General features: G+C 57.8%; 10 protein-coding genes. 5 read left to right on the top strand and 5 right to left on the bottom strand.

Going from position 1 to position 13,657, the window contains the following annotated elements; genetic code table 11:
• Positions 1 to 3: 3 nt before the first annotated feature.
• Entirely contained in the window at positions 4 to 2,562 is a 2,559-nt protein-coding gene (locus tag ACZ5D1_RS03415; RefSeq protein ID WP_464555920.1) for a sigma 54-interacting transcriptional regulator, read from the bottom strand.
• A 213-nt stretch (positions 2,563 to 2,775) separates the two neighbouring features.
• Here ACZ5D1_RS03415 and ACZ5D1_RS03410 point away from each other — a divergent pair, with 213 nt between their 5' ends.
• The 5 genes from ACZ5D1_RS03410 to ACZ5D1_RS03390 all read left to right on the top strand — a co-directional run bounded on the left by ACZ5D1_RS03410 (position 2,776) and on the right by ACZ5D1_RS03390 (position 7,802).
• Positions 2,776 to 4,488 carry a sensor histidine kinase gene (locus ACZ5D1_RS03410; protein ID WP_155891349.1) on the top strand — a complete coding sequence of 571 codons (1,713 nt, stop codon included), beginning with the start codon at positions 2,776 to 2,778 and terminating at the stop codon, positions 4,486 to 4,488.
• Positions 4,485 to 4,910, top strand: a complete 426-nt coding sequence (locus ACZ5D1_RS03405) for a response regulator (RefSeq protein ID WP_011366779.1) — start codon at positions 4,485 to 4,487, stop codon at positions 4,908 to 4,910. Before ACZ5D1_RS03410 ends, ACZ5D1_RS03405 begins: the two co-directional genes overlap by 4 nt.
• Before the next feature lie 218 nt (positions 4,911 to 5,128).
• Entirely contained in the window at positions 5,129 to 5,503 is a 375-nt protein-coding gene (locus ACZ5D1_RS03400) for a response regulator (RefSeq protein ID WP_011366778.1), read from the top strand.
• A 25-nt stretch (positions 5,504 to 5,528) separates the two neighbouring features.
• A complete protein-coding gene (locus tag ACZ5D1_RS03395; RefSeq protein ID WP_273192263.1) occupies positions 5,529 to 7,352 on the top strand; it encodes an SLC13 family permease in 1,824 nt (607 codons plus the stop codon).
• 12 nt (positions 7,353 to 7,364) lie between these two features.
• Positions 7,365 to 7,802, top strand: a complete 438-nt coding sequence (locus ACZ5D1_RS03390; protein ID WP_011366776.1) for a response regulator — start codon at positions 7,365 to 7,367, stop codon at positions 7,800 to 7,802.
• Between the two features lie 339 nt (positions 7,803 to 8,141).
• On the opposite strand, the gene ACZ5D1_RS03385 is transcribed toward ACZ5D1_RS03390, so the two are convergent.
• The 4 genes from ACZ5D1_RS03385 to ACZ5D1_RS03370 all read right to left on the bottom strand — a co-directional run bounded on the left by ACZ5D1_RS03385 (position 8,142) and on the right by ACZ5D1_RS03370 (position 13,316).
• A complete protein-coding gene (locus ACZ5D1_RS03385) occupies positions 8,142 to 9,137 on the bottom strand; it encodes a TerC/Alx family metal homeostasis membrane protein (protein WP_011366775.1) in 996 nt (331 codons plus the stop codon).
• Between the two features lie 369 nt (positions 9,138 to 9,506).
• Positions 9,507 to 9,689, bottom strand: a complete 183-nt coding sequence (locus ACZ5D1_RS03380) for a hypothetical protein (RefSeq protein ID WP_464555918.1) — start codon at positions 9,687 to 9,689, stop codon at positions 9,507 to 9,509.
• 152 nt (positions 9,690 to 9,841) lie between these two features.
• Positions 9,842 to 10,735, bottom strand: a complete 894-nt coding sequence (locus ACZ5D1_RS03375) for a glycyl-radical enzyme activating protein (protein ID WP_464555917.1) — start codon at positions 10,733 to 10,735, stop codon at positions 9,842 to 9,844.
• A gap of 127 nt (positions 10,736 to 10,862) precedes the next feature.
• Entirely contained in the window at positions 10,863 to 13,316 is a 2,454-nt protein-coding gene (locus ACZ5D1_RS03370) for a glycyl radical protein (RefSeq protein WP_464555916.1), read from the bottom strand.
• Positions 13,317 to 13,657 lie beyond the last annotated feature (341 nt).

Raw genomic sequence — 13,657 nt, 5'->3', positions numbered from 1 at the left:
CCGCTACACAGCCAGCCGGTACGCAGTGGCCGGTCCGGCTCCGCTTCTGGTCACCAGCCCCCGTTCGAACAGCCCCTGCAGGTCTCTGCCTGCCGTGCGGTCAGAAATATCATATGTGAACAAGGCCATGTATTCACGCCGTGTCATGCTCCGGTGCGTCCGCAGATGCTCCAGAGCCTTTATCTGACGCTCATTGAGCCCCTGCAGCCCTGCATCTTTCACACCTGCCGGCGCTACCTGCCCGCCCCGCACAGGACCGCGGGCAGGCGGCGCTTCCGGCATTGCCTGTCCTGCGGCGGAATACGGCTCATCGCCCTGCCCCCCCGCGGGAACGGAATCTCTTCCGGCATCGCGGCGCTCACCATCGGCCCCGTGGCCCTGCCCGGCGGCAAAAGGCCGCCACTGCGATGCCCCGGCGGCCGGCTCTCCAGCTCTGCCCACAGGGATATCCGCAGAATATATCAGCCCCTCGCGCGCGTTGACGGCGGCCTGCAGAATGCAGTTTTCCAGCTCACGCACATTGCCGGGCCATGAGTACTGCATCAGCGTCTGCATGGCTCCTTTGGTCAGTGCCAGATGCGGCAGCCCCAGCACTTCACGCGCACGGTCCAGAAAAAACGCCGTCAGTGCCGGAATGCTTTCCAGATGCTCACGCAGCGGGGGAGTGCGCAGCGAAAGCACCTTGATACGGTAGTAAAGGTCCTGCCGGAACCTGCCGGCGGCTATCTCCTCCTGCAGGTCAACGTTGGTGGCGCAGATAACCCGCACATCCACCGCATACTCCGCATCGGCTCCCAAAGGCCGTATCCGGCGGCTGGCGATGGCCCGCAGCAGCGCCTGCTGCACCTTGGAGGAAGCTGACTGGATTTCGTCCAGAAACAATGTGCCGCCGTGGGCATGCACAAACGCCCCGTCTCTGTCTGTCTCCGCCCCCGAATAAGCACCCTTGCGATGACCGAACAGCGCGTCCAGCAGCAGATTTTCATCCAGTGCGCCGCAATTTATGGGTACCAGCGGGCCGTTGCAGCGCCTGCTGGCTTTATGCACGGCTTCGGCTGTCAGCTGTTTGCCGGTTCCGGTTTCGCCTTCAATCAGAATATCGGCATCCACCTGTGCGGCCCTGCCTATGTCGGCCTTGAGCCGCCGGATGGACTCGCTGGAGCCTTTAAGCACCCCCAGCGCGGAATGTTCAAACTCCTGTGCCGGACTGAGTTCCTCTGCAAAGTCGACCTGTTGCAGATTGGCATAGTGTGTGAGCTTGCGTGTTTTTTCCTCTATCTCGGCAGCCTGCAACCCCATGGTCCGTATCATGGCATTGACGGCCCGTTGCAATGTCTGCACCTCGTAGCCCCTGAAAACCTCTTCCACCGGCTCGGGCGACGGCTGCAGAGCGGCAGATTCCACCCTGCGGGCAAGACGCAGCAGGGGGGCACCGCAAAAGCGCCCGACAAAATACAGCACCAGCGCGCTTACAGCCAGCACCGCCACGCCCACGGCACACAGAATGGCCGCCTGCCTGCTGCCCAGCACATGCGGCAGCAGACTGCGGTCAACACTGAAGGCCACCCCCCACACCTGCGGCGGGGCATCGTCGCTGATGCGGTACAGAACAGGTGCCCCCGCCTCCATCATGATGGTGGGAAAAAACAGCCCGTCCCCGTGCTCCCAGTGCTGGGTAAGTGAGGGTTCTTTTTTTCTGGCTCCGGCGATACCGCTCCAGAAGCTGCGGTATTCGTCGGACGGCAGAAACGCACCGGCCATGCCCGGCAGTCCCAGCGTGCCGCGCACATCCTGACGGGACTGCACCGGCTGGCAGGTTTTGTTCTGTTCGCTGGCAGATTCGTACAAAATCCATCCGCGGGGGTCGGCAAAATAGCTGAACCTCCTTGCGGGCCGCCGCTGAAAAGACTGCAGCGGCGAATCGTCGGACTGCAGGTATGTGAGAATCGTACCCAGATGATCGGCAGCCACCAGCAGCGAAAGAGCACCGCCCACCCCGCCGTCAGGCCCTTTCACCGGTGTGGAAAAACGGATAACGGGCATGCTGGTCAGCTCGCTTTCAAAAGGGCCCTGCACAAGTACCCGCGCAGGAACCACACGGGAAACTGCAACCTCGCCAACCCTTAATCCTTTAATATCTCTCGATAAAAAATCGTATCCGTCCGGACGTCCGCCTATCTCGCCAGAATCACGCCAGACACCGGAAGCATGCTCGCCACTGCGCACATAGTGCGCCCGGCGACCGTCGGCCAGCACCACAACCACTTCCACGGCGTTGCTTTCCACCAGTCCGCCCACTCTGTTCAGATAGCCGCCCAGCCCTTCATCAGTTGCGGCAAAGTCAGCCAGCAGCAGGGCATTATACCGTACTTTCTGCAGATAGCTGCTTATCTCGTACGAAACGGCCATGGTGCGCGTCTGTACTGCCCGTCCCAGAGCCATCTGCAGCGCATCGAACGAAAAATACAACGCAACGCCGCCCTGCAACCCCACCAGCAAAAGCAGCAGAGGTGCAGTGAATAACAGAAGAATCTGAGAGATAGGCTTTTTTTCCAGAAACATGGACAACCTCGCCGCCAGCAGGCCTTTCAGGACATACGTCGCAGAATATAAGAAGACACATCAAGCCATAGCACCTGCCGCATTCCGACTCAATATTTTTTATATTCTTAATAATCAGCATATTAGAAAAACACATCAGGCCACAGGCACACCCCGTGCACAAGCAGCTGCATTCACGGTCACAACAACGCTGAAAAACAAGTGGACACTGCCATGCAGAAAACCAACGCAATGGGACACAAACTGGCTATCTGGGTTTCGGCCTTTGTGCTGCTGTTCGTCTCTCTGACGCTGGCGCTGACCTACACGCTGGTATCCCACGGTCTGGAAGCGGCCTACGCCAGACGCTCCAGCCAGTACCTTTCCAGTATTGTCCGGCAGCACTCCATACAGATCGACAGCTTTCTGCGCGAACGCAGGGCCAACCTCGCCTTTCTGGGCAAGTCGCGCACCGTGGACGAACTGCGTTCGCACGGTCATCTGGAGTGGCTGCTATGGCGGCTTAACGGACAGTACGAAAATGCCTTTGAGGATCTGAGTCTTATCTCTCCGCAGGGAGAAGTGACCGCATACGCCGGACATGAGGGCCTGCTGGGCAGCAATGTATTTGAAGCCCGCTGGTTCCAGCGGGCCATAGCTAAGCCGTCCTATGTGGGCGACGTGGTTGCCATGCCGGACGGATCCCCCAAGCTGGTTGTCACGCTGCGGCTGGGCAGCGCCAAGGAACCGTGGCTTATCAGCGCCACTCTGCGCATGCAGCTGATGGCCGATCTGGTCCGCTCCGCCGCGCAGTTCACCGAAGGCGACGTGGCCGTCATCAACCGCGCGGGCGTGCCGCAAAGCGGCCTGAACGCAAGTCAGGAACAGGGCCGCCCCGTCAGCGCCATGGCCGACAAGCTTTTTGCCATGCATGCCGCATCGGGCAGTGCAGTCACCACCTACGAGCAAAACGGCGACCTGTATGTGTTTGCCGACCTGAATGAAGGCCGCTGGCTGCTTGTGTCGCGCACCCCCAATGCCGCCATACAACAGCCCTTTGCCGCTCCCAAAAAGCAGCTGCTCGACAAGCTGATACTGCTGGCGCTGCTGCTCATCGGCGGGGCAGCCATGTTTGTGCACTATGTGACCCGCCAGACCAGACGGCTGGCCGCAGAAAAGGATTCGCTGAACACACAGGTCATTGAAGCCAACAGGCTGGGCGCGCTGGGCGAACTGGCGGCGGGAGTGGCGCACGAAATCAACAACCCGCTGGCCATCATCCGCGAAGAAAGCGGCTGGATTGAAGACGTGCTGGATGACGGTTTTGATAATCCGGAAGCACTGGAAGGCGAAATCCGCCGCAGTGTCACGCAGATAAATACCCAGACCCTGCGATGCAGAGACATCACCCACAAGCTGCTTTCGTTTGCGCGCCGCAGTACCGGCCATGAAGCCTGTGTCGATGTAAACATGCTGCTGCAGGAAATAGTGGGCTTTGCCGAACAGCGCGCCCGCTACATCAACGTGACCACGCGCATGCGGCTGGACCCCGCCCTGCCCATGCTCTCCGCCAGCCCTTCAGAACTGCAGCAGGTGTTCATCAATCTGGTGAACAACGCGCTGGACGCCATGGAAGACCGCCGCGACGGCACCCTGACCGTCACCTCGCGCCTGCAGGGAAACACGGCTGTCATCACCGTAAGCGACACAGGCCAGGGCATACCCGACACCCTGCTGAACAAGATATTCGACCCGTTCTTCACCACCAAGTCGGTGGGAAAGGGCAACGGTCTCGGTCTTTCCATCTGCCACGGCCTTGTGACCCGTGCAGGCGGAGATATCCGGGTCCAGAGCGAACTGCATAAGGGAACCACCTTCACCGTCGAGCTGCCCGTCACCCCATGCTCGGCAGAACCAACAGGCAACGCAGACAGGAGTATCTCATGAACGTTTTACTGGTTGATGACGAAGTGGCCTTTGTGGAAGCCCTCGCACGGCGGCTGACCCGCAAGAACATGACCGTACACACTGTGCACAACGGACCGGAAGCCCTGGATTTTCTGCGGAAGAACCCTTCGGTGGACGCAGTGGTGCTGGACGTGGTGATGCCCGGGCCGGACGGGCTGAAGGTGCAGGAAATCATCCGCAAGGAGTTTCCTCTGGTGGAGGTCATCATGCTCAGCGGCAACTCCACAACGGCCATGGCCGTACAGGGGATGAAGCAGGGCGCCTTCGACTATCTTTCAAAGCCCTGTTCCACCGAAGAGCTTATCGAAAAGCTGCACGAAGCCAAACGCAGACGAGATACCTACTGCGAGGAACTGGCGGCGCTGAAGGCAGGCGACATAGTGCTGCGCAGAGGCGACTAACCCCGCAACGCAATATATCCTCCATACACCCTACTGCCCGCCATGATGCGCACCAGCCCGTCACGCGCATCATGAAGCCGGAGGCACCGCACGGAGCAAAGGCAATGCCCGCATACACCCCGAAGAGCAATCCCCGACACAGCCTGAAACCGTGCGGTGCCGACGGCACCGCGGAAAAAAAGACAATGCAACAGGATATGAAAATGCAGGAGCCGCACATGACAGCCAATGACAGTCCCCATGTTCTGCTGGTGGACGATGAACCCGCCTTCGGCGACGTACTGGCCCGCAGGCTGCGCCGTCGCAATATCCGGGTCACCCATGCGCTGGACGGCGACACAGCCCTGCGCATGCTGCTGAACAACGAGTTCAGTGCCGTGCTGCTCGACCTGAAAATGTCCGGCATCAGCGGGCTTGAAATTCTGAACGTGCTCAGCCGCATGGTGCCCGACGTGCCGGTCATCATGATTTCCGGCCATGCCGATCAGGAAACAGTGGCGCACTGTCTGGCCAACGGCGCCTGCCAGTACCTGCCCAAACCGTGCGATGCCGACGAAATCGTCTCCATAATAACCCGCATGCAAAAAAACTGACCAAGGTATCAATGAGGAGTTTCACATGGAAGCAACCTTCATGTCCCCGCAGGTGCTCGCCGTCACGGCAATTCTGATTCTGGCTCTGTACTTGCTCGTCACGGAAAAATGGCCCCTGCCGCTCACCGCTCTGGGCATCATCGTCGGTCTGTGTCTTGCCGAGGCGCTGGTAGGCGGCATCCTGTCCTTCAGCAATATTTTCGGTTCGTTCGGCAGCCGCGGTCCTCTGGCGGTGGCCATGCTGTTCATTGTCAGCCGGGGGCTCATACGCTCCGGGGCACTGTCATTCGTGGTCAATCTGGCCGCGCGGCTTACAGGCGGCAAACCGCTGCGGCTGATGATATTCATGGTCACCACGGTCATCACGCTGTCCGCATTCCTAAACAACACCCCCGTGGTCATTCTGTTCATCTCCATCATCCTCATGCTGTGCGAACGCTTCCGCCTCGTACCCTCCAAGTTCATGATCCCGCTGTCCTTCGCGTCCATTCTGGGCGGCACGTGTACGCTTATCGGTACTTCCACCAACATCATTCTTTCCGACATGATGGTGCTGAACAAGCAGGCCCCGCTGGGCATGTTCGAACTGTCCGTGGTAGGTGTGCCGCTGGCCATCATCGGCGGGCTGTTCCTTATATTTGTGGCTCCGCGGCTGCTGCCGGAACGCAAGTCGACATTCATCTCCAGCGGCGAACAGCAGGAAAACCTGTACCTTTCCGAAGTGGTGGTGCCCGAAGGCAGCCCGCTGGCGGGGGTGAAAATAAGCGAAGCCTCCTCTGTACTGGGCAGTTCGGGCAGTGTTGTGGAACAGAGCAGGCAGGGTGAAATGCTGTATCTGCCCGGCAGGGAGGATCAGATTATATACGCGGGCGACCTGCTTGTGGTCAGCAGCCCGCTGGATACTCTGACATCGCTGCTTGCCAGCCGCATCATCGTGCTGCGCCACGGCGGCGACCTGTTCCTTTCCGGTCCCAGCGACGCGCGCCCCATAGCGGAACTTATCGTACCGCCCGCATCACGGGTACGCGGCCGCAGGCTTTGGAACACCGCCCCCGGGCGCGACGAAAACATCACAGTTATCGGCGTACGCCACAAGGAAGGGCACTACGCATGGCAGAAGACCAGCCAGCTGCGACTGGCAGCCGGTGACACCCTGCTGGTACAGGGCACCCGCGCAGCCATGGACTCGCTGGCATCGGACGGCGATTTCATCATCATGGAAGAAGCCGGCCAGAAGATTCACTACTCCAACAAGGCTCCTCTGGCGCTGGGCCTGTTCCTTGCCATGGTTGTGGTTGCCTCTGTGGGCATCATGGGCATTCTGCCCGCGGCCACCATCGCGGCTTTCCTTATGATTCTCACACGCTGCGTCAACCTGAAGGAAAGCTTCCGTTCGCTGGACGGTGAAGTGCTGCTGCTCATCATCGCCACCATATCGCTGGGCAAGGCCCTTTCGCAGACAGGTGCCGCAGATGTTTACGCCCACGCCTTCCTTACCCCCTTTGAAGGCGTATCGGCGCGGTTCATCCTTCTGGCCGTGGTCACACTGACCGCGCTTATCACCAACTTTCTTTCCAACAACTCGGCTGCGGCGCTGCTTACACCCGTTGCCGTTTCCATAGGTATGGAGCTGGGAGTCGACCCCCGCGCGTTTCTTATAGGCATCGCTCTGGGTGCATCGGCATGTTATCTGACGCCCATCGGCTATCAGACCAACCTGCTGGTATACGCCCCCGGCGGCTACAAGTTTTCGGACTTCATGCGCGTGGGGCTGCCCATGACCCTGCTGGTCATCGTGCTGGCCACTGTCATGATTCCCATGTTCTTCCCCTTTACGCCCCTGCAGTAGGAGGACCGAGCCATGATGATGCAGGATACGGTACATGCCATTGTTGTGGATGATCAGGAAAAGCTGGCGGAAGTGATGACCAAGCGCCTGAAAAAGCGCGGCATGGACGTGACTATGGTTACGTCGGGCGAAGCATGCCTGAAGGCACTGGCCGCCCGCCCCGACACCGATGTGGTGGTGCTGGATATCTCCATGCCCGGCATGAACGGTCTGGAAACGCTGGCCGTCATCAGAAAGCAATACCCGCTGGTGCAGACCATTCTGTACACCGGCAACCCGACCCCCGAAAACGGCATACAGGGTCAGGAACTGGGCGCCTTTTACTTTCTGACCAAGCCGGCACACATGGAAGAACTTGTGGACCTGCTGCACAGCGCCAAAGCGCGCAAGCAACGCAAGGCCGAACAGGTTTCCAGACTGGCACAGTCGGCCATGGAACAACCGCAGTAACGCGGCATACCTGTTCCCCTCCGGAACCCTCCGGACGGTCTGCCTCTCGTTGCGGGCCGTCCGGAACACCCCGGCGGCTGCCGGCAGCGTCTCTCCTGCGCCGGACTGTCTGCATCCCCGCAGCACTGCACAGGCAGTCCCGGAGCGGCGGCGGTCATGTTCACCCCTTCAGGCGCCTCCGCCCTCCCCGCCCGACGGCGGGGCATGGCAGCAGGCCGGAACATAACGGAGACCGGGAACAGTCCCATAACGGAGCGGCCCGCACCATACATATGGTGCGGGCCGCTTCTGCATGGACGGCAGAGCGCAGCCCCGCCGTCGGCATGCGCCGTCAGCATGCTACCGACGACGCGGTAAAAGCAGCGACGCAAGCACTCCGGCTGCCAGAGTGCCAATGACAATAAGCACGCTGACCTGCGGCGAAATATGAATGCCCGTATCACCCACGGCATGATTCCACGACTGGACAGTCATTTTTACCGCAATGAAAAACAGCAGGGCAACAACTGCTTTTTTCAGATGCACCAGATACTCGGTAAGCGCCGCGATGACAAAATACAGCGTGCGCAACCCGAGTATGGCAAAAATCATGGCCGCGTAAACCAGAAGCGGTTCTTCGGTAACCGATATGACCGCAGGTACTGAATCGAAAGCAAAGGCGAGGTCGGAAGCTTCCACCGCCACCAGACACAGAAAAGCCGGAGTGGCGTACCAAAGCCCCTTGCGGGTTATGGCTCCTGCACTCTGCGCTGCGGGTATTTCGCTGTCCTTCACAAAAAAACGCTCGCCGTGCAGGCGGGTGTAGACCGGCATCATCCGTCCTATCCAGTTCACGCTCCAGTGGTGGGTGTAGTCTTCTATCTCCATACCGGAGCTTTTGTCCCGCAGCATCTGGACACCGCTCCACGCCACAAAGGCGGCAAAAAGAAAGCCCACCCACGGTGCAGCATAAAAAAGTCCGGTACCGATAACCACAAACACCGCTCTGAAAGCCAGCGCTCCCATGATACCCCAGTACAGAATCCGGTGCTGCAGGTGTGAACTGATGCCGAAACTGGAAAAGATGGCAATAAAGACCACAAGATTATCCACGGAAAGACTTTTTTCCAGCAGATAGCCCGCCAGATACATGTCCGCCCAGTGCCTGTCAAAGCGCACCCAGAGATATACATAGAATAACAGTGCTATGATAATCCAGAAAGCACACCACTTCGATGCATTCCCTATGGATATTTCTCTGACATTTCTGTGTGACACAAGATCAAAATACACAGAAAGAGCTATGACACCAAAAAATACTATGATTACCTCAACAGGAAAACCAAAGTGTTCCATACCTTCTCCAAAAATATACCTTTTTATATATTTATGCATACCATGATGCAGGACAGAAGAAAGCAAAAATACGAACCATAAAATTTGTCAACACAAAAGATTCAAGACAATTATTTCCCGATTGCAAAGTGCATACTGCAGCACCACACCCTGCAATGTGCATATCCATTATGCACATTGCAGTGCATATTGTTGCACATGAACACACTCCATACAGCACAGACATGCAGTACCGCCTGGCAAAAAAGCGGCACAGCGTCTTCTGCATCCGGGCACCGCATCATCCGGCGGCGGCAACATTTTGCGGACACAACAAAAAAACGCCCCCCGCCGGAAACGGCAGGGGGCGCAGTCATTGCATTCTGACACTTACAGCTGAAGGGGTTCTCCGGCAAGAGGCGTAAGCACCACCTCTTTGTTTTCACCGAACCCGAGAGAAAACTTTCTGCCGTATTTGGTAAGAAAATCGTTTTCAGCAATAAACGGAACGCCGCCGATCTCAACGCGCGTGTCTTCGTCTTCATCTGCCTCGTCAATGCCCAGACCGAGCACTATCTTGGCGTGTCAGCCACCGCCAACCTGATACTCGCGCAGCCGCACGCAGCTGTCTTCATCTTCGTCCTCCAGCATGCCGCGGAGTTTTTCCAGCATTTCTTCAGGCACTGTCAGTTCAAACATATTGTCATCCTCTTGATTGTCTGATGTCAGACCATGACGGTCTCAAGCCCGTGCCGGGCAAAGCGCTGCAACACGGCGTCCAGCTGCTGCGGCGTGTACTGCGCAACAGCGGGAACAGGCTTGCCCAATGCCGCATATTTACTTTTGCCGAAGGCATGGCACGGCATCACTTCAATGGTTTTGCGACCGGATTCCGCAAAAAAGGCTGCCATGGCGGCTATATTGTCCTCGGAATCATTAAGCCCCGGCATCAGCGGCATTCTGATGCGCACCTCGGTGCCGGAACCGAGTGCGGCGCGCATGTTGCGCAAAATGACCGCATTATCTACGCCGGTCAGCGTTCTGTGCTCCTGCGGGTCCATGTGTTTGCAGTCAAACAACAGCAGGTCGGCCAGTTCAATGGTGCGGTCAAACCGCTCTTCGGGACAGTACCCGCAGGTATCCACAGTGACGTGGTAGCCGGCATTCTTTGCGGCTTCCAGCAGCTCCAGAAAAAAAGCACCGCCCGCTGTCGGTTCTCCGCCGCCGAAGGTCACGCCCCCGCCGGAGTTGAAATAAAACAGCTCATCCTTACGGACGATGTCCATGACCTCGGCCACGGTCATAAGCCTGCCCGTCATTTCCCGCGCATTGGCAGAACACACGGCGGCACACGCGCCGCAGTGCGTACACTGCTCAAGATCGCGGACAGATCTGCCGCCGGACATGCTGACCGCTCCGGCAGGACACACAGCGGCACAGGCCCCGCACCCCGTGCACAGCTCGTCAAAATACAGCATCTGCGGTGCGGTTTTCTGCGATTCGGGGTTACTGCACCACAGGCAACGCAGGGGACAGCCTTTCAGAAAAACCGTGGTGCGCAGCCCGGGGCCGTCATGCACGGACATCCGCTGGATATTGTAGATCATTCCTTGAGTCATGGTAGTTTCCGCCACTGTTTGCAAAGCCGGGCAAAGCACGCCGCAGCCGCATCGGAGTTGTAAAAAAAGGGGCCTGCAAGGGCAGGCCCCTTCCACATATCGTCCGCCTGTTTCAGACCGGCAGGCGTCAGGACCGGTATTCGGTTCGCTTGATGATTTCGTTCTGCACGCCCCTGTCCAGACGGGTGAAGTAGGCGCTGAAACCGGCCACACGCACAACCAGATCAGAATAATCCTGAGGTGTTTCCTGTGCGGCCTTAAGGGTTTCGGAGCTTACGCAGTTGAACTGGATATGAGAGCCGCCGAAGTCGCAGTATGTCTTGATCAGCGAGATCAGCGTACGCGCTCCCTGCGGGCCTTCCAGCACGGAAGGCGAGAACTTCACGTTGAAGTGGTTTGCCCCGTAACGCACGGTATCAATGGCTTCCGCCCCGGACTTGATAAGCGCGGTAATGCCTTCGTGGTCGGTGCCGGGCATGGCCGAAACACTGCCGTCTGTCAGCGCCACACCGGCCTTGCGCCCGTTGGGCAGTGCCCCCATAAGCGCGCCGAAGTAGTTGTGGTATGACAGCGAGTATGCATCCAGCGGGGTGCGGTAGCCGAAGCAGTCCGGCCCCTGCGCATGGTGAATGGCGTCCACGTCACGGTAGAACTGCTGCACAAACTCCTGTGTTTCTTCGTAATCATTGCCGTGCTTGGGAGCTTCGTAGCACATCTTGCGGATGTCTTCGTACCCTTCAAAGTTAGCCCTGATGGCTTCCAGCAACTGCTCCATGGTCAGCTTGCGGGTGTCGAACACCAGATGCTTGATGGCCAGCAGCGAGTTGGCCGCATCAATACCGGCCGTCATGATGGGGTTCACCTGCGGATAGCGGGTACCGCCGGCTTCTTCGCACATGCCCTTTTCAATGCAGCCGTCGTACATGGCCGACCGGAAGATGCTGGGCACAACCTGCAGACGGGCCATCTGACTGAGGTCGGAATGCTTGCGTGAAATGCTGAACAGGTTATCGAGCTGTTTTTTCACCGCGTCGTACATTTCGTCGAACGTTGCGAACGAGCAGGGGTCGCCGGTTTCCACGCCCACTTTCTTTCTGGTCACGGGGCAGGTGCCGTTGTTCAGCATCAGTTCAACAACCTTGGCAAGGCAGGGCTGGTCTTCCTGTGTGATAAAGCTGCCCTTGCCGCACACGCCGGTGGACACGCAGCCGTAGTTGCCGCAGTTACGGGCATCTTCCAGCGTAATGCCGTCCTTGTACTGGGCAAAACGGGCCAGAGTACGCTGCACCACGGCATTGTTGTTCAGAATCTGAGGTTGTCCGGAACCGCCGCGGATGCATTCCACAACTTTCTGCATGTACGAATCTTTAAGCTTGGGATGATACAGCAGGGTCAGCGTGGGCTGGATACTTTTCATCTGAATCTGGGTTTCCAGCAGCAGCTCTTCCAGCTCGGTGCTTGCGTCGTTGCCGTTGGCGTCCACGCCGCCTATGGTAATGCTCTGCCCGGTATGACCGGAAAGCGTAAGCGCGTAGGAATTACCCTGATATTCGCCCAGTTCAAGATGCTTGATCCACTGGAACTTAAGCAGCGTAAGCACCTGCTCACGGGTCAGGTTGCCTTCTTCAATGTCTTTTTTAAAGAAAGGATACATGTACTGGCCGTAACGTCCCGGCGAGCAGGCGCAGGCCATCTGTTCTATTTCGATGGCAAGGTGCGTGAACCAGAAAGACTGGATGGCCTCGCGGAAATTCCGTGCGGGGAACTCAGGCACGCGCCTGCAGATTTCCGCAATTTCCAGCAGCTCAGTCTTTGTCTTGGGGTCGGGCTCGCCGGCAGCGGTTTTCTCTGCCAGTTCGGCGTAGCGGTGCGCATGGGTGATGACCGCCTCAAGAGCCACTATCATGGCACGATACAGGTCGTGCTTTTCTTTGTTTTCAAGCGTGGTGGGGCATTTTTCAAAACGCTCGCGCACGTCATTGATAAGCCAGCGCAACCCTTTGTTAAGCACCATGGGGTAGTCGGCAATGCCCGAACCGCTGGCTACGGACACGTTTTCATAATACATGCCCGCCTTGGCGTAGGGTTTGGGATTGATCCCGTACTTTTCCTTGAACATTTTGTTGTTCAGATCGATGCAGGTACGGCCCTTCCACAGCTTATATGTCTTTTCCAGCAGTTCCTGCGTCTCGGCGGGAATTTTCATCTCGCCCAGAGAGGCCATCTTGGCCATCTGCATTTCTTCCTTGATCCAGGAAACGTTCCATTCGGGATAGGCATACACACCGGCACGGACGCCGGTAAGTGTGCCCACAATGGGGTTACCGTCGAGGAAGATTTTCTTTTTGGTCAGCACGCGCTCAAACAGCTTGGCGCGGATATAGTATACAGATTCGCCCTGAAACTCCTCGTACACCTCGTTCAGAAACTGCAGACGCTCGGGGTCCATTATCTGCGGCGCCGCCATCAGATAATCCTTCAGTTCCTTTACGCGGGTTTCGGCGGTGTCCCAGTTTATGCCATACCCCTTGGCAGATGCGGTCGGGGCAGTCGTTCCGTTTGCTCCGGAAATATCAAGCATGGCTATCTCCTGTTTCTAAAAAAATTTTGCTGTCGGCTTATGTGAGAATGCTGTGTCTTTGCGTGCTTGTTTTTTTGTCACCAGCAGAAGCCATGCCAACAGAGCAGGGAGTGGCACGGAGCCTGCCTGCGGGCGCATGGCCGCGTACCACGCTGTAATCCGGGGCAAAGAAGGACAAAGAAAAAATTACGGGTTGGAAAGTTTTTTTTATTTGCGAAAGATTTTTTTTCGATTTACATCCGCCCCGTCAGGTACTGCGCTGCTGAGCGGCAGCCGGCATCACCAGAAAGACAGAGGTTGTGAATTTTGTATTTTACACGGGAATCATTTTTTGATGTCTG

This window comes from Oleidesulfovibrio vietnamensis, assembly GCF_055388115.1.
The sequence above is the reverse complement of the archived record's forward strand: the minus strand, read 5'-3'. Positions and strand labels throughout refer to the sequence as shown.

Bases quoted from the DNA above. Each gene is read 5' to 3' on its own strand.
- ACZ5D1_RS03385 (WP_011366775.1), bottom strand. From the start codon at position 9,137: ATGGAACACTTTGGTTTTCCTGTTGAGGTAATCATAGTATTTTTTGGT.
- ACZ5D1_RS03370 (WP_464555916.1), bottom strand. From the start codon at position 13,316: ATGCTTGATATTTCCGGAGCAAACGGAACGACTGCCCCGACCGCATCT.
- ACZ5D1_RS03405 (WP_011366779.1), top strand. From the start codon at position 4,485: ATGAACGTTTTACTGGTTGATGACGAAGTGGCCTTTGTGGAAGCCCTC.
- ACZ5D1_RS03415 (WP_464555920.1), bottom strand. From the start codon at position 2,562: ATGTTTCTGGAAAAAAAGCCTATCTCTCAGATTCTTCTGTTATTCACT.
- ACZ5D1_RS03410 (WP_155891349.1), top strand. From the start codon at position 2,776: ATGCAGAAAACCAACGCAATGGGACACAAACTGGCTATCTGGGTTTCG.
- ACZ5D1_RS03390 (WP_011366776.1), top strand. From the start codon at position 7,365: ATGATGATGCAGGATACGGTACATGCCATTGTTGTGGATGATCAGGAA.
- ACZ5D1_RS03400 (WP_011366778.1), top strand. From the start codon at position 5,129: ATGACAGCCAATGACAGTCCCCATGTTCTGCTGGTGGACGATGAACCC.
- ACZ5D1_RS03375 (WP_464555917.1), bottom strand. From the start codon at position 10,735: ATGACTCAAGGAATGATCTACAATATCCAGCGGATGTCCGTGCATGAC.
- ACZ5D1_RS03395 (WP_273192263.1), top strand. From the start codon at position 5,529: ATGGAAGCAACCTTCATGTCCCCGCAGGTGCTCGCCGTCACGGCAATT.